Genomic DNA, 21201 nt, shown 5'->3' with positions numbered 1-21201 from the left:
TTAAGCTCCTAGAAACGCAACCGCTGTTTTCGCTATTGAGGCACCATCTAAGCCATAATGGGCAAACAGTTCTGCCGAAGAACCAGTAATCAAGGCTTCATCCGGAAAAGCAATGATTTTTTGTCGAATGTCCGTTTCTTCTGCCAGCGTTTCCGCCACGGCAGCTCCTAAGCCGTTGTATCGGCTATGTTCTTCCACAGTGATCACGGTGCCTGTTTCTTTCGCCACTCGTTTGACCGTTTCTGAATCAAAGGGCTTCAAGGAATGAACATTTAAAACGGTAGCAGTGATGCCTTGTTTTTCCAATAGCTCAGCAGCATCCAACGCTTGGCGCACGGTTTCGCCGGTGGCGATCAATGCGACATCTTGGCCGCTTCTCAGCTCAATGGCTTTGCCGATCTCAAAAGGATAATCTGCAGAATCATAACAATCTTCAACAGGATTACGACCGAGACGGATATAGGCTGGTTCATTTGATGCCGCTAAGGCTTTAAACATTTGGATCGTTTCAAAGCGATCTGCTGGCAACAGCACTTGCAAATTAGGGATCGCTCGTGCCACTGCGATGTCTTGCAAGGAATGATGACTCATGCCTAATGCCCCATAGCTGACACCGCCGCTGATGCCTACGAGTTTGACATTCTTATTCGAATACGCGACATCGACTTTGATCTGCTCGATACTGCGCATGCTGAGAAAACAAGCTGGAGATGCAACGAAAGGGCGTTTGCCCATATGGGCTAAGCCGGCCGCAATACTGACGATGTTTTGCTCTGCAATCCCTACTTCCACCAATTGTGTCGGTAATTCCTTGGCAAAAGGTGCCAACGAAGCGGAACCACGAGAATCACTGGTCAACACCGTGATCGCAGGATTCTTTTTTCCTTCTTCAATCAATACGTCGCACATCGCTTGGCGATTGGCAATATTATTTTTTCCCATGAGTCAAAACCTCCATTTGCTGATCAAGTTCGGCAATGGCTTGTGCAAGCTCTTCTGCCGTCGGCACTTTATGATGCCATTGCGCTTGATTTTCGGCTGCGGAATAGCCTTTGCCTTTGATGGTTTTGGCAATGATCAGCTTCGGTTGATTGGGCTGATGCGGTTTTTCTAATGCAGCCACCAAGGCAGCCATATCATTGCCATCAACGATATGCACATCCCAACCAAAGGCACGCCATTTTTCATCTAGCGGCTCCACGGCCATCACATCTTCCGAGGCTCCAGTGATCTGCAAGCCGTTGCGATCAATGATGGCGGTCAAATTGTCCAGCTGGTAGTTGGCAGCCGCCATGGCTCCTTCCCATACCGAGCCTTCTGCTAATTCGCCATCTCCCAACAATGTATAGGTTTGATACGTGCGGTGATCCAGTTTGCCTGCCAAGGCGATCCCTACTGCAACAGGTAAGCCGTGCCCTAGCGAACCAGTATTCATCTCAACACCAGCTACTTTATTGTTTGGATGACCGATCAGTCGTGAACCAAATTGCGAAAAGGTGGCTAATTCTTCTTTTGGCAAAAAACCTTTATCCGCTAAAACGGCCCATAGTACTTCTGCCGCATGTCCTTTACTTTGGATATACTGGTCACGATCTTGCTTTTGGGGGTCTTTCGCATCGACATTCATTATCCGATAATACAAGGCCACTAAAATATCGGTACAAGAAAGATCCGAACCAGTATGACCCGTTTTTGCTTGATAGATCAGCTCTAACACGGATTTTCGAATCGTTAAAGCCTTCATCTCCAGCTCGTTTATTTCCATGATTGATCCCCTCTCAAGTATGCTTTGACGTCTTCTTCGATCGGATCATAAAAATCTGGCTGCACGCCGATGTATTTGCACGCTTCGTACAAAATCGGCACCACATTTTTTCTGACCGCCGCAACGTGATGAATATAAGGGCCCTCAACAAGTTTGAATTCCAAGCGATTCAAATTCGCAAATTCCAGATAGAGATAGGTCCCTTGATTGTATGGTCCATCGATCCCTTTACCAGTGCCCATCAGTAGTGAGTACTCGCCGTTGTCCCCATCAAAGCGACACAGCGTATACTCGTCTTTGATTGCCCGAAAAGCGACTGATCCTGGATAGTCAAAAACAAAATGTCGTTGCGGCAAGATCGGTTTGGTCTCTGCGGTGGAATAAGCAAAAACCCCTAAGTGCTGCAGCAATTCGCCATTCTCGTTTTCTGGATGGCGGCAGTTGACATCCGCAAAGATTGCTCGGTGTTCCCCCAACGAAGCGGCTTCGACCAACAGTTCCGAGATCGCCCCATGGACATCCGTCTCACAGACAAAAGGTAAGCCTTCTTCTTGTAACAGCGACAAGGAGGCATACGGTAAAATACCGATTTCGTCTTGTAAGGCCGTCCAACACTGGATGACCCCTGCATTGCAGCCGTAGCTTTCACATAAGTTTTGCAAAGCCACTTTGAGGGCTGCCACCATCTCCAAATCTCTCGCCGAAATTTGGACTTTCGTATTGGTTTCAAAATAATCAATGACTGCTTGCAATTTATCTGGCTGCTGTTCTTTGACTTTCTTGATTTCCTGCACCACTTCTTGAATCGGTACTGGTGATAGCGAGATATTGAAACGCTCCAATAGTTCGCCTTCGTTGCAGATCACGGTCCAAAAATCAAAGGGGCGCGGGCCAACTTGCAAGATTCGTGTTTGTTTGAAGGTCTTGACGACATTGCAGACTTTGATAAAGTCTTGCAAGCCGCGGGCAAATTCTGGTGAATCAATATCAGAATTTTTGACATAGGTGAAAGGCACCTTGAAACGGCGCAAGACTTTCCCAATAGCGAAAAGACCGCATTGCGTATCCCGCAAACGTGAACCGTCGGCGGCTGGCGTCTCATCTTTGGGTCCCCACAGTAAGACGGGAACATCTAGTTTTTTGGCTAGACGAGCACAGGCATATTCCGTACCAAAGTTTTCATTGGCTAGAAAAAGACCGTCGATTTTTGCTGCTTTGAATTTTTCGGCGATTTTTTCAACCCCTTCATCATCGTATAGCAAGCCATCTTCGTTGATATCTAAAATATCTACATAATCAATGGCCAGTTCGTCCATTTTTTGTCGTGTCAGATTGGCGTACTCAATGGCTGCTTCTGCACTAAATAAATTTCTTCTAGTCGGGGCGAACCCGATGGTTACTTTATCCATAAAACCACCCTTTGCGTTTTAGTATATTTAGCTAAATTTTTATTTCTTCGACGATTCGTGCTACATTTTTGCTCAGAAATTCCTCATCCGTCAGTAAAACGATTTTTTTATCAGGAAAGGCTGCGGCGACTTTCGCTTGATTGAAGCGGGTTTGAGGAGCTAAAATCAAAAAATCATAGTCATTCCCCACCATAAATATTTCTGAAAAAGGCGCGGAATTCACTTGGTAATACTGATCATCCGCTAGTTGTTCTTTGAGCGCTTTGACGAGCAGTGCGCTGGAGAGCCCAGTTGCACAAAAGAGACCGATCTGTGTCATCTATTCACTTCCTCAAAATGTAATCCCTTACTTTTCACACCTTAAATATAGCACAAGCTAAATTTTTTGCAATAGTTTTAGATAAATATTTTTGTTTAATAACTAAAAAAGGACAAAACGCTTGCTAAACGTTTTGTCCTTTTTCTTATTTTTATCTTAATTGATGCTTTCACGTTCGACGATCGTCGTGGCGACCAGCATTTTCAGATGGTTTTCATCTTCACTGGTGATTTTCTCGATCAAGCGTCGCACGGCTTGGCGACCAAGGTACACTTTATCTACTTTGACGGTGGTCAGTGGTGGGTTGCAAAATTCCGCCAAAGGAATATCATCGAACCCAACGATGGTCAACGGATGATCGGGAAACACTTCGCGAATGGCTTTCATTGCACCGATGGCGATATTGTCATTGACCGCAAAAAAGGCGCTTGGTAACGGTCGCTGATCGTCACGCATGGATTCCAAATAGACCTTCATGTCTTGATAGGAGCCTTCCAAGGTGGGTTCTACTAAGGCTTCCGTCTCTTCATAATGGATCAGATCATGCTCTTGGATCGCTTGGACGAACCCTTGCTTGCGTTCACGGAAGTTGTTGATTTGAAAGGTTGAATTGATGATCCCGATGTCACGGTGGCCTTTTTCGATCATCTTTTCAACGATCTCATAGGCGCTGTCACGATTATTGATGGCGACAAAATCAAAGTCCTGCGAATTAAAAATCGTATCTAAAATCACTAAGGGTACTTCCAAATGACGGAAGACTGCTAAATCTTGTTTTTCCAATTCCGTTCCTAACAATAGCAAACCATCTGCTAATTCTGGACGGATCTTTTCAATCGGGTCTTCTTCTGGTGCCAGTGTGATATGGGAAATGACCAGTTCATAGCCTAACGTACTGCACTCCATTTCGATTCCTCGGATCAATTCAGAAAAGAAAGGCGTATCCCCTACGACATTTCCTTGTTTGTTCATTATGACAAATTTGATTTTTTGACTTTCCGTTTTTTTAATTTCTCGCTGATCAAAATACCCCATCTCACGAGCGATCTTCAAGATCGCTTGCCGTTTTTGTTCACTGATCCCCTTACGATTGTTGATCGCATTAGAGACTGTTCCGCTGGAAACGCCAGCTTTTCGGGCAATATCAGAGATCACAACTTTCATTTGCTCACCGCTTTCTGCTTCTCATTCTGTTAAAAGTATAGCAAAAGAATTGTTTTTTTACTACCAAAAAAGCTAAAACAAACTAAAAATTTTAGTTTGTTTTAGCTTCTACTTTGATTAGTTACTTTGTTCCGCCAAAATGCAGAAAGACAATGGATCGAGGGTTATCCCTGACGCTGCTACGCCACGAGAAGTGATCCCAGCTCCTTTGGGGTCAGCAACGATGTGCCAAGAAGCATTTTCTGTTGTCGTCGGTAAGTCAAAGGACCAGCTTTCTTCCGTGCTGTTGAGTATAACGAACAAAGAACGCCATGGATGCTGTTTGTCACGATTGGGTACTTGATACGCCAAGCGATTTTCATCCTTTGTCTCATAAAAGACCATGCTTTCAGCCGTTTGGGTCGTGGCATCTCTCAATGGTGCATAGGACTGCCGCAATGCCCACAAGCCCCGATACAGCTCGCGCAATTCTTTGAAGGTTTTGGCACGTGCCCAATCCAGCTGATTGACTGCCAGTGGCGAACGGAAGGAATTTTCATCGCCTTCTTTGGTACGGCCAAATTCTTCCCCTGCTTGGGTCAGCACTGCTCCTTGGCTGGTAAACAAAATGGCTGCTGCTAGTTTGTTGCGGGCTAAAAGCTCAGGATCAAACTCATAATTTCTTTCCTTCGCTGAAGCCTGCATGGTTGCCACCAGTTTGTCCCATAAAGTCAAATTATCATGGACTGACGCATAGGCGATCACTTGGCGGGGCGATTTTGCCCAGCGCTCGGCGCCTTCTTGCCCAGCAACTTTCGTATTTCCTTGAATCGCCGTTGCCAAATTTGCCGCATAAAAGGTTTGCTTAACTTGCGGTTGACCATTCATTCCTTGAATAAACGCGCCGTCTGTGTCTTCAAAGACATCGCCTTTGATACTGTCTCTTAAATCATTACTAAAAACCGCAACGCCTTCTGACAGGGCCCAAACATTGCTTTTATTGGCTGGGATATTCGGCTGAATGATTTGATTGCTGCCGGCATCCCATGGCTCGCCGTATAAAATCACATGGCTGAAGCCAGCATCATCTAGGCGTTGCCGCAACTGGTTCATGGTTTCCACATCGATCAAGCCCATCAAATCAAAACGAAAGCCGTCGATTTTGTATTCTTGCGCCCAATATAAAACTGAATCAATGATAAATTTGCGCATCATTTTCCGTTCAGAAGCCACTTCATTGCCGCAAGCAGAACCGTCCGCAAAATTCCCCGCATCATCTTGGCGGTAGTAATAATCAGGCACCGTCAAATTAAACCATGATTCTTCTGTGATCGCAGTGTGATTAAAGACCACATCCATCACAACGCCGATGGCTTCTTCGTGCAGCGATTGGATCATTTGCTTGCATTCACGAATCCGTGTCTTGGGATCACTAGGATCAGAAGCGTATCGTCCTTCAGGTACATTGTAATTTTTCGGATCATAGCCCCAGTTGTAGGCAGACGAAGTTTCATCATTGTCAAAATCGAAGATCGGCAGTAGATGAACATAATTGATCCCCAGCTCTTTTAAATAAGCCATACCAGTTGGTTGACTTTCATCCCCTATCAGATGGGTCTTTTTTTCAGTAAAGGCTAAATATTTCCCGCGATTTTCTGGTGAAATCCCGCTGTTTTCGGCACCACTGAAATCTTCGACATGTAATTCCCAAATATAGGCATCTGTGATCGACTGCTGACCGACGCCGTGACTTTCCTGCCAACCTTCAGGATCTGTTTCCTTTAAATCAATGATCGCACCGCGGTTTCCGTTGATCCCTACTGCCTTGGCATAAAGATCCACCGCTTCGATTTTCTGCCCACCTCGTTGAAACTCAAAGGTATAAAACAGCTCCTTGACGTTTTCTTCCGTCGTGACTTGCCAACAGTTGTCTTCTTGAACCATTGGCAGCGTCAGCAGACGATCGTCAGTCCCAGCAACACCGCTTTGATAAATCAATACTGACACGGCCTCTGCTTCTGGTGACCAGCATTTGAACGTGGTTTGCTGTCCTTGAAAAGTCACACCAAGATCATTCCCGTGATACGTATGTTCTTCTAAAAAACCGATCCTGCGATCGATCGCAATCTTTTTTTCTCCATACTGCGTGTTTTGTCCCATCAAAATTCCTCCATTCAACGTTGCTAACTATAAAACCCAGTTACTTTTCTGCTATTTCTACCTTCTCATATTTCTTGAAAATTGCCAACAATAACTGACAGCGTGCATACAAAAAATAGCTAAGACCAAAAAAGCAGGCAATGTACATGCTGAAAACCAGCGCATAGGGTGAAAGAAGCATGATGACAATAGGGGCTGCAGTCAGAATATGAAGACTAAGTATTTTAAAAGGGTGCTTTGCGGCGACTTTGATGCTGTTCAAAAGGATCGTTTTGATTCCGCTATCGTAACGTGCGAGTAAGAAAAACGAAACTTGGAAAAATTGAAGCCACATGAACGTACAAATTACTAAGCCTACGGTAAAAAGATCAGGCGTCCCTTTTAGTTGGAAATAATACAACCAATCAGCAGTCAAAAGCCACAAAGAAAAAAGTAGACTGAGCCAGATAAGAGTGCTTTTTCGAAAGCTTTGGCAAAAGACCGACCAAAACTGCTGAACAACAGCCGGTGCTTTTCCTTCTATCAGATCAGTCGCCACTTTAGAACCCGCAGTAATGGCTGCACCGATCGTGAAGAGCGGCAAACTAAAAAACAAGAGTAGTACATTTAATAGGAGCAACTGGCTGAATTTCCAAGCGATTCGTGCGAAGAAGTTTTCTGAATGAAAAAAGTGTATCATGTGGGTTTACTCCTTTACTGATCCGACAACGATTCCTTGAACGAAATATTTTTGTAGAAGCGGATAAATAATCAATAACGGCACCACTGCCACCACGATCTTCGCTGCATTCAAGTTTCGATCAGAGACCGCTAGTAGACTTTGTAGCTGCTCGGAAGTCAAATTCCCGGCTTGTTGCATTGTTTCAGCAATGTTGACTGATAGTGTTTGGATATAGGTCATTAAAGGATAGTTTTCAGTCTTGGTCATATAGATCAGTCCACTGAAAAAATCATTCCAACTACCGACAATACTGAATAGAGAAACGGTTGCCAAACACGGCAAAGACATTGGAATATAGATTCGTCCCAAAATCTGCAGTGGGTTGGCACCATCGATCCGAGCAGATTCTTCCAATGATTTGGGAATTCCCCGAAAGAAATTCATCACCAAGATCACACTGCCGATAGGAACTGCACTAGGTAAAATCAGGGACCAAATCGTATTCAATAACCCTAGATTGCGAACGACCAAATACGTTGGGATCATGCCGCCACTGAAGAGCATAGCGAAAACCATCACACTCATGAATAATTTTCTCGTTCGAAATACTTTTTTTGATTTAGATAGCGGATAAGCCATCGTTACGATCATCACCAAATTCAGCAATAAAGAGATCACCACACGAATGACTGAAATACCAAAAGAACGCCAAAACTGCTGATCGCTCATGATGCGCTCATAAGCCGCTAAGGTCAGATCCACTGGCCATAGCCCCACAGCATTTGCCGCGACCGCACTGCTGCTGCTTAAAGAAAGTGCCACGACATTCAACATCGGTACTAAACAAGAAAGAGCCAAAACAATGACGATCAAATAAATTACTGCATGCCGTATACTAAATTTTTCTTTCATCTCTTTTTTCCTTTCCTTAAAACATCACTCTGTCAGTCTTCTTCTCCGCAATTTTGTTGGAAGACCAAATCAAGAATAGACCGATCACCGATTTGACCAGACCAACAGCGGTCCCTAAGCTATAGTCTCTACCGATCAGACCGATTCGGTAGACATAGGTATCGATAATATCGCCGCTTTGATACACAACCGGAGAATACAGGTTATAAATCTGGTCGAAGCCAGCATTCAAAATATTAGGCAGCGACAAAATCGTCATCAGCAAAATAAAAGGCATCATCCCCGGCAGGGTTACGTGCCAGACTTTTTTTGACCAAGAAGCACCATCCATCGTTGCTGCTTCATATAATCCCGGATCGATCGAGGTAATGGCAGCAAGGTACACGATCGAACTGTAACCGAAACTTTTCCAAACATCGGTCCCGATCAGCAAACGCGGAAACAACTGATTACTACCCAAAAAGTTTAATGGTTCTACACCAAAGTTTTGTAAAATCTGATTCACCGTTCCATCAAGACTGAATAAATTGACCACTACTGAAGCCAATATGACCCATGAAAGAAAATGGGGCAAATAAACGATGGTCTGAATGGAGCGTTTCATCCACTTTACACGTACTTCATTTAATAGAATCGCAAAAAGAATCGGTACGATCGTATTAAAGATAATTTTCCAAAAAGCGATAAAAATCGTGTTTTTAGTCACTAAGAAAATATCTGGTAAACTGATCAAATAGCGAAAGTGCTCGAATCCCACAAATTCAGAACCTAATACACCTTTCGCTGGCACATAATCTTGAAATGCCATCAACAGCCCAAACATAGGACCATAAGAAAAAATCAAAATAAAAATGATGCCTGGTAAAATCATCCCTAAAAAGAAAAGCTGGTCTCGAGAAAACCACTTTTTCTTTTCTTTTTTGCTTTCTTTTTCAACAGAAAGTTCCATTTACTTACTCCTCCATAAATTTTTTGCCTCACCAGCCGCTTGATGAAAAAATTCGAACAAAGAAAAGGCACCTGCAGTCGATTTCCCTGCATACAACCTTGCTTTTCTTTGTTCGAAAGACGAGTGTCAGAACCGCTGGAGTGGCCGCTTAATTATCTGCTCGCTGATCTACTACTTCTTGCATTTCTTCAAGTATGGCTGTCCCACCTTGGCTATTCCAGGTCTCAACATAGTTGTCGAAGTTTTCCAGGGGTTCTTCTCCAGTGATAAACTTAATGAAGGTCTCTTCCTCCAGTTTCCCTACTTGTGCGCCGTTTCGTTCATTGGCTTTGATCGAATCAAAACGCGGTGGTTTCACTTCATTCAAGCGTCCTTGCTCTCTGATACCGCCCATCACATTATTGACGGCTAAATAGCGAGAGGCATAGCGGGTCCAGTCCACCGGATCAGTTTCTTCAGGGCTATCCAGATATTGCTTGATTTTTTCGGCATTTTCTTTGATGAAGAAGTTAGAGATATCATCGATAGATGTTTCGCCAACCGCCGCCTTGGAAGCTTCTACTGCATCATCAATCTCACTATAGGCTTTTAAGAAAACAACATTCCATGGACGAACCGTCCCATCGACATCCACTTTCGCATAGTCATAAATTTCCGGAAACTCGGTTTCAATATCCTCCGAGTTGGCAACTTCACCATAAATCAGATTGATCATCTCCATGATTTTTTCCGGCTCAGAAAAACCTTTGCGCACCACGATGTATTGCCCAGTGCCGCGGTTAGCCACGGCATTGACCCCTCCATCGCCGTTAGCATTTTCAAGGGCATAAGGAACAAATTCAGCATTTGGATCATTTTGTTTAGCTTGTACTAAGCCCCAGTCAGGCATGTGCCAAGGACCAAAAGCGATCCCCGTCTCTCCATTAACCATCATGGCATGGATATCGTCATACGTCCGGGTACCAAATTGCGGATCCATGAATCCTTCATCTTGCCAGTCCTTCAGCAGCGTTAGTGCTTCTTTCATTTCTGGCGTATTGGAGCCATAAAACATCTGCCCGTTCTCATCTTGAAGATACGATTTTGGGTAGGCCCCAAACGCATTCATGATGGCTGTTCCGGTATATGCCGTGCCCCCATGATTTGGCGAAGACAACCAGAAGGCCAATGGCAAACCAACCGCTTTTCCGGTATTGGCTAAATCATTTTCTTGAAAAGCAATCGCTGTTTCCTTCAACTCATCCAATGTGATTGAGCGATTGCCATCTTTATCCAGTTCAATACCCAACTCATCTAGCCAGTCTTGGCGCAACCAAACAAGATTGGGCCCGAAGTCATCGCTAGTAGATGGAATCGCCATCAAGCGATCATCAAACGTGGCTGCTTCTAACTGAATCCCATCAAACGAATCATAGATGTCTTTTAGAAAATCGTCGGCATGCTCCTCAAATACTTCGGTCAAGTCTTCCACTAAATCATTGTTAACTAATTCTTCCAATTCATCTCTTGATCCGACGATCATTGTATCCGGTAATTCCCCTGAAGCGATCGCTAGCGATACTTGCCGATCGTAATCTTCCCCGTGGGCTTCAAAGGCACTCTCCAGCTCGATGCCCAAGCGTTCTTGAATCAATCGAGTATATGCGTTATTGCTGTAAGAATCCCCCTCAGGTAGTTTCGAGTTCGGTGCGGTCTGGCGTCCGATCGTAATCACGGTATCCCCATTTTCATTGGTCTTTGCTTCTTCTGAACTGCATCCTGTCATAATAAGTACTGAAGCAACTGCTGTTAACATTGCTGTCCCCCGCCTAAATTTCATTGTTTTCCTCCTCAAACTTTTTTGATATCCTTATTATACGCAATCGCTTCCACAGAAAATATAGCACTTTTTTCAGATTCATAGCACGATTTCCAGAAAAATAAAACGTTTACAAATTCGCTCTGTTGCTTTTTTTGTTTATCGCTTACTATAGAAAGAAGAAGCGACTGCGTAATATTCTCTATACGAAAGGACGGCGAAAACCATGTACCGACTGCTGCTTGCTGATGACAGCTACGATCAAAGAGAAGTGATCAAATACTTCTTGAGTCAGCATGAAAAAGAATGGCTGATCGAAGAAGCCAAAAATGGCCGCGAAGCCTGGCAACTTTTTCAGAAACAGCCCTTTGACTTGATAATTACCGACGTAAAGATGCCCTTTATGGATGGACATGCCTTCGTAGCGAGAATCAAAGAAGCAGCTCCTGAAATTCCTGTGATGTTTATCAGCGGCTTTGAAGATTTTCATTATGTAAAAAAAGCCATACAGTTACAAGCGGTTGACTACCTCTTAAAACCAATCGACCCTGATGATTTTTATGAACAAATAAATAAAATCATTCTTTTTATTGATCAACAAAAGCAACGTGCTTACACAAAAACAATCGCACAAACTCATTACTTGAAAGAGATTTTGAGTAAACTTTTTTATGGCTATCCTTGGCATTCACTGCCGAAGGAAGAGCAATCGATTGCACAAGATTTTTTTAAGACTCATCCCTCTTTTTTTCTCGTTACTTGGCCGCTGGATTCTTGGAATGCGCCGGATTTCGTCCCTTCACTGTCTGCTGCATTTCCTGAAATGTTCAATTTGTTTTTAGCTCCAGCACAACTGCTCTTTTTCAACGAACCTTTGCCAAAAAGGGAAATCGAAGAGCGAAAAAACAACTTAACTACCTATTTTTCCGAACAGTTTCAGCAAAAAATAACACTTTTTGACAGCGGACCAGTTCCCCACCATTCAGGGGTGTATGGCACCTATCATGACTTACTGAGAACCAGTCAGCGGTCTTTTTATCAGCAAAACAAAGGGAAAATCTGCCAGCTGCTTCCGGGAGATCACTACATCGTCAAGAAAGCGCTTTTTGAAAAAACCGTTTCGTATGTGAATCAATACGAAAGTAAAAAAGCACACGCGCTTGTGAAAACAGTCTTCGACTGCTTTGAAACAAATGGACGTGAAGAACCAACCAATGCCAAATTTTATTTTGCGACCTTTTATCAAACCATCATCGATCAGTGCTCGATCGCCTTTGATGCAGAGCATGGCGCTAATCAGATTGGAAAAATACTGGAAGCGCCAAGTCTGCAACTAATTGCGGATATTTTTGATGCCCTCTTTCGTTATATCCATGATGCATTGCTTCAAATCAACGGGAGCCAGTCAAATGACTATGTGCGCCAAGTAAAATCCTATATATTCGCTCATTTTCACCAAGAGTTGAGCTTGGAGCGCTTAGCAAAGGAAGTCAATATCAATCCTAACTACCTAAGCGAATTATTCAGCACTTCTGAAGGCATGGGTATCACCAAATACATCAAGTCTTACCGTATCAAACAGGCTCAGAAGCGTTTAAAGAACTCGAACTGCAGCATTCGAACTATCTCCAAACAAGTTGGCTTTAATCATTATTCCTATTTTTGCAAAACGTTCCGAGAAATTGTCGGAATGACGCCGGATGCGTATAGAAAGAGAGGTCCCTCTTGTTAAGAAAAGTCCACGATTGTTTTAAAAATTTTCGTTTTCAAAAAAAGATCGCCCTTATTTCAATTCTTTCAAGCATTGTTCCTCTGATCGTTTTGACCTTTGTCGGGGTATCTATCATCCGAGCCTTTATCCAACAACAGGAAAAAAGTGCTTACTCCGATAATCTCAAAAGTATCAGCTATCAGTTAGAAAGCAAAATCCATACCTATCGGGACAGCCTGCTCTTTTTAGCCAACAATACCGCCTTGACGCAAGAGCTTTCTAGTCAACGCTTCTCAAACTTTGATCAATACAATCTCTTTCAAAATACGATCGTGCCTTTGTTTCACAGTGTTCGTTTTCCGCAAGCAGATATTAAAGGCATCACGCTATACACCACGATCGATCTTTATGATCATGGGCAATACGTCAAAAAAATCACGGCTGATACAGCACTGCCTTTTCTACAAGAAAAACCTTCGACCGAGATTCGAACGTATTTTGACAAAGAACGGGAGGAGCTTTCTTTTTATACCAACCTTTTTTTAAAAGGCCATACCGCAGATTCCTTAAACTACATCGTTTTAACCATCGATCGAGCAGCATTGTTCACGAATCTTGATGCAGTCACTGAGGAGCCTTATGATTTGACGATTCAGTCAGAGACCGGGCAGACGCTTTACCGCATTGATTATTTGACGAAGCAGCAACGTACTCAAAAACAGTGGCTGGTTGGAAACGCAGTTATTGAAGAAGCCCCTGTACTGCTGGATAATCATTGGCAAATCGTTTTTGTTAAAACCGCACAGTCATTTTTCAGCAGTTTACTGTATCTAGTTGGTGCGGCATTTATTATCTTTGGTTTTGTATTAATGATATTGGTTTTATCCAGCTGGTGGTTGGCTAAAACCGTGGTACAGCCGATCAACTCTTTGACCCAGCAAATGGCCTCTTTATCAATGGATCAATTCAAAATCGAGCACACATATTCTTCAAAAGATGAAGTCGGGCAGTTATACACCAATTTTCAAAAAATGCTAGATAAAATCGCTGAGCTGATCAATGAAGTATATGAAGCCGAATTGAAACAAAAAGAATACGAATTGCGGGCTCTGCAAGCCCAGATCAATCCGCATTTCTTTTATAATTCCTTAGCACTGATCAGCAATACTGCCACACTAAACGGCAATCACGAGATCCGTGAGATGGCTCAGCTGCTGTCTCGATTCTACCGTCTCAGCCTAAACCAAGGATCCAACCGGCTATCCGTCAGCAAAGAACTCGATCTGACGATCACCTATGCGAAAATTCAGCAAAAAATGCATCACCATTCCTTTGATTTAGTCCTCGAAATTGACTCAAATATCGATGAATATCCGATGATCAATCTACTCTTGCAGCCGTTTGTCGAAAATGCCGTCTTTCATGGGCTTGATCATATTGAAGATGACCGCAGAGGGGTATTGACGATCCGCTGCCTCAAAGAAGGACAGTGGCTACGGTTTGAGATTCAAGACAATGGTCCCGGGATTGATCCTGAACAGCTAAAACAACTGGAGGAACCTTCTGAACAACATTATGGTATCAACAATGTACGCCAACGGCTAGCATTGTACTATGGCAAGCAAGCTTCCTTATCGATTCAATCAGTAAAAGGTGAAAACACCACAATTGTTCTACTCATACCGCAAGACTTACCTCCTCAAAAAAAACCGTCAGTGAAGAATGTTTAATCACTAACGGTTTTTTGGTGTCAAAATATTCAGATATTTATTTTAATGCTTGATTTCAAGTACCTATTCCTCTACAGCAAACGCACCAACCTCTAATAATCCTTGCCGACCCTGGTCTCGCGTCACGCCTTTTGCTTTCTTTAACATTCGTTCCCAATACTCCATGGTATCTTTTATAAAATCCTTGTTGCCGTCAGTACACCCTTCACGAATAAACAGCAATACCAACCCACTAAAAAAAATCAAGGCTTCTTCATGGTACTTCCTCAGATCGTTTTCTTGCGCACATTGAAAAACAGCTGATTCAGCAATTGCTTCTTGAAAATATGCAAAAGAACGCTCTTTTATGTAAGGACCACAACCAATATCATTTAAAAATAATGCAAAAAAGAGGGCCCGATTGCGACTGGCGAACACGTAATAGTCATGCCAAAAACTGTATAAAGGATCTAGTGTCGCCATTGACTCTTTTTTTGCTTCATGAATATCGCGAAACACATCATCGACCATCGCCTGCTTGAAATTCTGCATATTTGAAAAATTCAAATAGATTGGTTGAGTCGATGTTCGTGCGTAATTAGCAATGTCGCGGACAGTGAGTGGTCGATAAAGATACTCCACCAGATATTTTTTTAAGCAATTGATTAAATATTTTTTCGTAATCGTTGCTTTTCTCATAATACCCCTTCCTTTCTGGACGTCACCAATTCTTGCTGACGTTCGTCTCATTCATTTTGACTACTTGCAGCTTTTAGAAACACAACCAACGCCCATTTTCTTACTGAAAGTAATCTTTATACTTCTACTTTAACAAAAAAGAGCACGTTAACCTATACTTTCTGCCGATTTTATTAATTTTATTTTTTATTTTTGACCATTTTATCAAAGAAGCTCTTGTTGTCTTATGGTGCTCAGACTTAAGGCTGATTTTGACTGGTGCTGCTTGTGGAATGATACTATGTAATGTATAGTATGAGTATGAACAGGAGGAGAGCCTTTGGATGCCCAATTAAAAAAAGGATTATTGGAAATTTGTGTTTTGGCCTATTTGCAGCATGGTGACTCTTATGGCTATGAATTAGTCAAAAACATATCTCCTTTACTGCCAATCTCAGAATCAACGCTCTATCCTATCTTGAAGCGCTTAGAAGCCAGCCGAGCGGTTGAGACTTATAATAAAAGCCATCAAGGACGGACCCGAAAATATTACCGCTTGACCAGACTTGGCAAACAGCGGATCGACGATTTTTTAACCAACGACTGGCCCCAATTGACATTGATCCAGCGATTTATTAAAGGAGGAACATTAGATGAACAGAGTTGATTTTATCAAGGCATTGGCTGCAGAATTATCTGAAAAAGTCAGACCTAGCGAGATTCATCAGCTGATCAACTATTATGACGAGATGATCGAAGATTTGATGGAAGAAGGATACACCGAAGAAGAAGCCGTGGCACGCCTTGGCTCCCCAAAAGAACTGATCCAAGCAGTCACCGAAACGGAAGAGGTCGTAGTAGAGATTCCTCGCCGCTTTCATCCCTTTTTGCTTTTGATTTTAGTACTAGGCTTCCCATTGTGGGGCAGCTTATTGTTAAGTGCCGCATTGCTGATCCTAAGCTTTTTAATAATCATCTGGTGTGTGCCTTTCACCACTGGCATGATTGGTGTCACTACGTTTATCGGTGGGATCGCCAGCGTTGTCTTAAGTCCCATGCTGATGGCGGATGGTTTCTATCTCTTTTTAAGTCAGTTAGGTGTGGGGATTTTCTTATTTGGTTTAGGGCTGCTTTGCCTGATCGCCACTTATAGTATGAGCCGACCTTTTTCACGCCTTACCCACTCCCTTGTCGTTTGGCCGAAATCATTTGTTCAAAACTATCGAAAGAAGGCAGTCCTATGATCAAAATCAATAAGCGCTTTTTCGTTTTTCTCAGTCTGTTGTTTATTATTCTCGGACTGGTCATCACCTTTATCGGTTTTTCAATGTCAGGGTACTCACCTGATGCCTACCATATTGAGCATCGCCGCTGGTATCAACTCGTTGGTTTCTATACGGAATAACAGACGGAAAATAATTATAAGTTGATTTTTTCGTCAGAAAAACAATCGATTTTCAACAATTTCATGTTTTGATGAAAAAATTGAACTTTCCTTTTTGATCTCACCATATTACTATATAGGTACATCCTGTATCCTATTTCATAGGGTAACCAGAAAAACCCATACCATCCTATGGGTTTTTTTGCTGTCTATAAAAGCAAAAAAACGTGCCGCAAGTCCAGTTATCGCCAAGCCAGTTATTTTAGCTAACCTTGGCAGAGCCTGTCTGCAGTACGTTTTTTCTAATGATCGATTATTCCCCTAGTGCTGGCTGTTCTTGCACAGTGCCAATAGGAAACAAGGCGCGAAACACCCGGCGAACGATTGGGCCTGCAATAAACAATTGCAAGGGCAATGCGACGATCACATTTTTCCCAATGTTGCTTAGCCAATTGACGAACACCGAGTGATCAGGGTTTGGGTGCATCAACGCACCAAAAAGTGACATACAGATCACCATGCCGGCGATCATCAATGAAGAAATCAAACCGATTTTTTTCCAAGTAGCTGATTGATGGTCCAAAAATCGAAACGCCAAACCTTTTGCCGGACCAGAAACAATGAACCAATCCAAAATAAAGGCGACACAAAGGGCTAATGGCAATTCATTCCACGCCAATTGGAATGCCAATGCAGAAACACCGACTTGAAACATGAGGTTATAAACACTCATAAAATACACCATGAAAATACACATAAGTGTCGTATAGATCAAACTTTCTTTTTTGTTGATGGGCATGTAACAACTTCCTTTCTCTTTTTCGTACTCGACTATTCTAGCAGAAGGAAATTTTTCGTGTAAGTAAAAGTTTGAAAACTTTCAAAAAAGTTTTTTGCTATTTTTTTATCCACTTCTCTTGACACTTTCTTATGAAGTCAGTAGAATAGCGATAGATTAAATCGTACAGATAACAAGCGGGTTCGCTTGTCGAGAGAGAGGCGGTTTCTATGAGAATAGAAACGGTCTCTTTTTTTGCGAATTTTTAGAGGTGAGAATATGGAAAACAACAAAAAACTCGTGGGGGCGATCCTCGCAACCGGATTGATGTCATTTGCAGGCGTGCTGATTGAAACAGCTATGAATGTAACGTTTCCGACATTGATCGATCAATTTACGCTTTCAACATCCGATGTGCAATGGGTGACGACCATCTACTTACTGGTCATCTCCATCATTGTCCCAATATCGACCTACCTTTTGAAACGCTTCTCATTGAGAACCTTGTTTCTAGCTGCCAACGCCTTCTTCCTTGTTGGCTTGGTGATCGACTTTTTATCGCCGACGTTTGCCATTTTGCTGATTGGCCGCTTTTTCCAAGGTGCCAGCACAGGGATCGCACTGCCTTTGATGTTCCACATCATTTTGACTTACTCCCCCTTTGAAAAGCGGGGAGCGGCGATCGGCTTAGGGAATTTGACCACTTCCATCGCTCCAGCGATCGGACCGACATATGGAGGATTATTGACCGCCCATTGGTCTTGGAATGCGATCTTTCTTTTCTTGATCCCAGTCTTACTGATCTCCCTAGTACTCGGCCTTTACTCGATCCCTAAGACGGCTGGGGCAAAAGACACTTCCCTTGATTTACTGAGTGTATTAGGAATCGTCTTGATGTTCAGCGGCTTCTTATTGTTCTTGAATCAAGTAGGCACCTTAGCGAGTCTACTGCCGCTGCTTTTCGGTTGCATTGGTGCTGGCTTGTTTTATCAACGCTCAAAAGGCTCGAACCCATTGATTCGTTTGGCTGTTTTGAAAAACCGCAGCTTCAGTTTGTTTCTGTTTGGCTTTCTTGTTTGTCAATTCCTTTTACTGGGCATTTCCTTTGTCTTGCCGAACTTTGTCCAACTCGTCTTGGGAAAAGATGCCTTTACTGCAGGATTAGTTATGCTTCCTGGGGCGGCCATCGGGGCGGTCCTTGCACCGATCTCTGGTCGGTTGCTGGATAAAGTTGGACCGAAAAAACCAATCCTGTCTGGTTTGACGTTGATTGCCATCGGTTGGCTTGCCTTAGCCCTCGTTTTGCGTTCGCCTTTCATTTGGAGCCTAGTTGCCGGACATGTCTTTTACATGATCGGGATCGGCTTAGCCTACAGCAATATGATGACCACCGGCTTAAACAAGCTGACTCCTGCATTGTACGCGGACGGTAATGCGATCTTTAATACGCTACAGCAATTTTCTGGTGCAGTGGCGACGGCTGTGGTGGCGACCATTATCAATTTGGCACAAAATGCGGCGACTGATTACACCCAAGGGACGGTCATCGGCTCTCAAATCGCCTTATTCTTTTTGTGGGCCCTGGTCTTACTGACTTTCCTATTAACGATCAACTACTTCCGCAAAAACACCGACAAAAAAGCTGTCAGCTAACTGTAGCTTTGCCCATTGAAAAACAACGAAAAAAAGCCGCCTTCTCTCGAGGACGGTCCATAAAAAAATCCGCTTCCGATCCCCCTTCTTAGTCAAAGGGCGCTCTCGGAAACGGATTATTTTTTTAGTTTAATTCAGCTGAACCAACCGCTGTTTTGGCTGTCACTGTGCCTGTAGTCGTCAATGAAAGCTGACGCACTTTTTCGGCATTCGTGATGACCGTCAAGACATCGGTCTGTTTGCCAGCTGCGGTAACGGCATCTAGATCCATCACTGCAAGCTTCGTTTCTGGTGTGACCGTATCACCTTCAGAAACAAGGACCTCAAATGGCGCACCTTTTAGTTCTACAGTATCCAAGCCCATGTGGACGAGAACTTCCGCGCCACCAGGCGTTAAAATCCCGATTGCATGTTTCGTTTCAAAAATGCTAGAGATCGTACCTGCAACAGGAGCATAAATCGTTCCATTCGTTGGCTGAACAGCAAAGCCGTCACCCATCATTTTTTGAGAAAAGACAGGATCAGAAACTTCAGTGATGGCAACTACTTTCCCATCAGCTGGAGCATAAAGGGTTTCTTCTGAAACTTGTGCTGCTTCTGGGGCTGCAGTTGTCGGTGCAGCATTCGTTGGTGCAACAGCCGCTGCTGCAGCTGTATCAGCAGCCAATTGCGGTTCTAATTTATTTAAGAAGGTAACTTTTCTAAAGATGATGGTGCAAACAAACGTGATGGCAATCGTCACCGCCATTGAGATGAAGACCATTGGATAGTTTTCAATTTTAAATGATAAGAAGCCAGGTAGTCCCCCTACACCAATACCTAATGCACGGGTATTCGTTGCAGTGATCAGCATACCACCAAAGGCAGAACCTACCATTGCTGCGACAAATGGGTAAACATATTTCAAATTGATCCCGAACATCGCTGGTTCAGTAACCCCCATGTAAGCAGAAATCGTTGCTGGAACAGAGACTTGTTCTTCTTTTTTATTGCCACGGTGAAGGAACCAAATCGCCAATACTGCCGTACCTTGCGCAATATTTGACAGCATGATCATTGGCCAAAGGTTGGTTGTCCCAAAATCCGCTACTAATTGAGAGTCGATCGCTAGCGTTGTATGATGCAATCCGGTAATAACCAAAGGCGCATACAGGCCACCGAAAATGAAACCAAATAACCAGTTTAATGGTGAGGTCAAGCCAGCATTTACGACCCAAGAAATGCCTGATCCGATTTGCCAACCGATTGGACCTAATACCATGTGAGCTGCTAAAATAGTTGGCAGCAATGAGAACAATGGAACGAAGATCATTGAAACCGCTTCTGGAATCCATTTCCGGAAGAATCTTTCAAGATAAACCAATAAGAAACCTGCCAGCATTGCTGGGATCACTTGTGCTTGATACCCAATTTTATCAATAGTGAAGAACCCGAAGTCCCACGTATAATTTTGAGCAATTTCTGCAGCAGAAGTTGAACTTACTGAATAAGCATTTAATAATTGCGGTGAAACCAATGTAATCCCTAAAACAATCCCTAATATTTGCGTGGTTCCCATCTTACGTGTAATACTCCAAGTAATCCCTACTGGTAGAAAGTGAAAGATCGCTTCACAGGGCAGCCATAAAAAGCCGTTGACACCGTTCCAAAAAGTAGAAGCTTGCGTAATGGTTTGTCCACCTAGAGCTTCTAGCGGTACACCTTCTAAGAAATTTCTCAGCCCTAGCATCAAACCACCGACAATAATCGCTGGTAATAACGGGGTAAAGATCTCAGCTAACGTAGCGATCGCTCGTTGCACGATATTTTGATTGTTTTTTGCAATCGCTTTACTTTGTTCTTTAGAAACACCTTCTATTCCTGATACATCGGTAAAATCATTGTAAAACGTTGAGACATCATTGCCGATAATGACTTGGAATTGTCCCGCATTGGTAAACATTCCTTTGACACTTGGAATTTCTTCAATTGCCTTTTCGTTTGCTTTTGACTGATCGTTCAAAACAAAACGCATCCGTGTCGCGCAATGTGTTACTGCGTCGATATTTTCTTTGCCGCCAACATATTCCAGCAGCTTCTCAGCATCATCACGATACTTTCCCATAATTAATAAACCCCTTTCATATCCACTTGTATATATATGTTTTAATTACGCACTAATCATAACTTGAT

At 43.2% G+C, this 21201-nt stretch carries 19 protein-coding genes; 6 read left to right on the top strand and 13 right to left on the bottom strand.

The features are described from left to right. From IGI84_RS00310 to IGI84_RS00265, 10 genes are all read right to left on the bottom strand, one after another. Window positions 1–942, bottom strand: a complete 942-nt coding sequence (locus IGI84_RS00310) for a transketolase family protein (RefSeq protein WP_005226504.1) — start codon at window positions 940–942, stop codon at window positions 1–3. Continuing rightward, a complete protein-coding gene (locus tag IGI84_RS00305; protein ID WP_005231740.1) occupies window positions 929–1765 on the bottom strand; it encodes a transketolase in 837 nt (278 codons plus the stop codon). Before IGI84_RS00305 ends, IGI84_RS00310 begins: the two co-directional genes overlap by 14 nt. Further along, complete coding sequence (locus IGI84_RS00300) at window positions 1756–3174, bottom strand: L-fucose/L-arabinose isomerase family protein (RefSeq protein WP_081117621.1); 1419 nt, start codon at window positions 3172–3174, stop codon at window positions 1756–1758. Before IGI84_RS00300 ends, IGI84_RS00305 begins: the two co-directional genes overlap by 10 nt. A 31-nt stretch (window positions 3175–3205) precedes the next feature. Beyond that, window positions 3206–3493, bottom strand: coding sequence for a PTS cellbiose transporter subunit IIB (locus IGI84_RS00295; protein WP_081117620.1), 288 nt, complete (start codon window positions 3491–3493; stop codon window positions 3206–3208). A gap of 156 nt (window positions 3494–3649) precedes the next feature. Further along, window positions 3650–4657, bottom strand: coding sequence for a LacI family DNA-binding transcriptional regulator (locus IGI84_RS00290; RefSeq protein WP_081117619.1), 1008 nt, complete (start codon window positions 4655–4657; stop codon window positions 3650–3652). Between the two features lie 117 nt (window positions 4658–4774). After that, a complete protein-coding gene (gene pulA, locus IGI84_RS00285; RefSeq protein ID WP_430600581.1) occupies window positions 4775–6796 on the bottom strand; it encodes a type I pullulanase in 2022 nt (673 codons plus the stop codon). A gap of 40 nt (window positions 6797–6836) precedes the next feature. Next, entirely contained in the window at window positions 6837–7475 is a 639-nt protein-coding gene (locus IGI84_RS00280) for a DUF624 domain-containing protein (RefSeq protein ID WP_430600579.1), read from the bottom strand. A gap of 6 nt (window positions 7476–7481) precedes the next feature. Next, window positions 7482–8369, bottom strand: a complete 888-nt coding sequence (locus IGI84_RS00275) for a carbohydrate ABC transporter permease (protein ID WP_005232877.1) — start codon at window positions 8367–8369, stop codon at window positions 7482–7484. A gap of 16 nt (window positions 8370–8385) precedes the next feature. Further along, on the bottom strand, window positions 8386–9318 hold the full coding sequence (locus tag IGI84_RS00270) for an ABC transporter permease (protein ID WP_142424523.1): 933 nt from the start codon (window positions 9316–9318) through the stop codon (window positions 8386–8388). A gap of 148 nt (window positions 9319–9466) precedes the next feature. Next, a complete protein-coding gene (locus tag IGI84_RS00265) occupies window positions 9467–11137 on the bottom strand; it encodes an extracellular solute-binding protein (RefSeq protein ID WP_430600578.1) in 1671 nt (556 codons plus the stop codon). Window positions 11138–11342: 205 nt separating this feature from the next. Here IGI84_RS00265 and IGI84_RS00260 point away from each other — a divergent pair, with 205 nt between their 5' ends. Both IGI84_RS00260 and IGI84_RS00255 read left to right on the top strand, forming a co-directional pair. Then, window positions 11343–12848: a response regulator transcription factor gene (locus tag IGI84_RS00260; protein ID WP_430600577.1), complete on the top strand. Its 1506-nt coding sequence runs from the start codon at window positions 11343–11345 to the stop codon at window positions 12846–12848. Beyond that, complete coding sequence (locus IGI84_RS00255; protein ID WP_081117614.1) at window positions 12842–14557, top strand: sensor histidine kinase; 1716 nt, start codon at window positions 12842–12844, stop codon at window positions 14555–14557. The genes IGI84_RS00260 and IGI84_RS00255 overlap by 7 nt, the downstream gene beginning before the upstream one ends. 63 nt (window positions 14558–14620) lie before the next feature. On the opposite strand, the gene IGI84_RS00250 is transcribed toward IGI84_RS00255, so the two are convergent. Next, on the bottom strand, window positions 14621–15235 hold the full coding sequence (locus tag IGI84_RS00250) for a TetR/AcrR family transcriptional regulator (protein ID WP_430600576.1): 615 nt from the start codon (window positions 15233–15235) through the stop codon (window positions 14621–14623). A 319-nt stretch (window positions 15236–15554) separates the two neighbouring features. On the opposite strand from IGI84_RS00250, the gene IGI84_RS00245 reads away from it, so the two are divergent. Genes IGI84_RS00245 through IGI84_RS00235 form a run of 3 tightly spaced genes read left to right on the top strand, consistent with a single transcriptional unit; the run spans window position 15555 to window position 16619 of the window. After that, window positions 15555–15881 carry a PadR family transcriptional regulator gene (locus tag IGI84_RS00245; protein ID WP_081117612.1) on the top strand — a complete coding sequence of 109 codons (327 nt, stop codon included), beginning with the start codon at window positions 15555–15557 and terminating at the stop codon, window positions 15879–15881. Beyond that, on the top strand, window positions 15868–16458 hold the full coding sequence (locus IGI84_RS00240) for a DUF1700 domain-containing protein (protein ID WP_081117611.1): 591 nt from the start codon (window positions 15868–15870) through the stop codon (window positions 16456–16458). The genes IGI84_RS00245 and IGI84_RS00240 overlap by 14 nt, the downstream gene beginning before the upstream one ends. Then, window positions 16455–16619, top strand: coding sequence for a hypothetical protein (locus IGI84_RS00235; protein ID WP_005226470.1), 165 nt, complete (start codon window positions 16455–16457; stop codon window positions 16617–16619). The genes IGI84_RS00240 and IGI84_RS00235 overlap by 4 nt, the downstream gene beginning before the upstream one ends. A 292-nt stretch (window positions 16620–16911) precedes the next feature. Here the strand turns inward: IGI84_RS00235 and IGI84_RS00230 are convergent, their stop codons facing one another. Next, window positions 16912–17397 carry a DUF2798 domain-containing protein gene (locus IGI84_RS00230; protein ID WP_077453201.1) on the bottom strand — a complete coding sequence of 162 codons (486 nt, stop codon included), beginning with the start codon at window positions 17395–17397 and terminating at the stop codon, window positions 16912–16914. A 258-nt stretch (window positions 17398–17655) separates the two neighbouring features. On the opposite strand from IGI84_RS00230, the gene IGI84_RS00225 reads away from it, so the two are divergent. After that, a complete protein-coding gene (locus IGI84_RS00225) occupies window positions 17656–19029 on the top strand; it encodes an MFS transporter (protein ID WP_430600574.1) in 1374 nt (457 codons plus the stop codon). A gap of 124 nt (window positions 19030–19153) precedes the next feature. On the opposite strand, the gene treP is transcribed toward IGI84_RS00225, so the two are convergent. Continuing rightward, window positions 19154–21133: a PTS system trehalose-specific EIIBC component gene (gene treP, locus IGI84_RS00220; RefSeq protein ID WP_430600573.1), complete on the bottom strand. Its 1980-nt coding sequence runs from the start codon at window positions 21131–21133 to the stop codon at window positions 19154–19156. Between the last annotated feature and the right edge of the window lie 68 nt (window positions 21134–21201).

The sequence above is a fragment of the Enterococcus sp. DIV0008 genome (genome assembly GCF_050542615.1).
GTDB lineage: Bacteria > Bacillota > Bacilli > Lactobacillales > Enterococcaceae > Enterococcus_D > Enterococcus_D innesii.
This window is presented reverse-complemented; position numbering and strand designations above follow the sequence as displayed.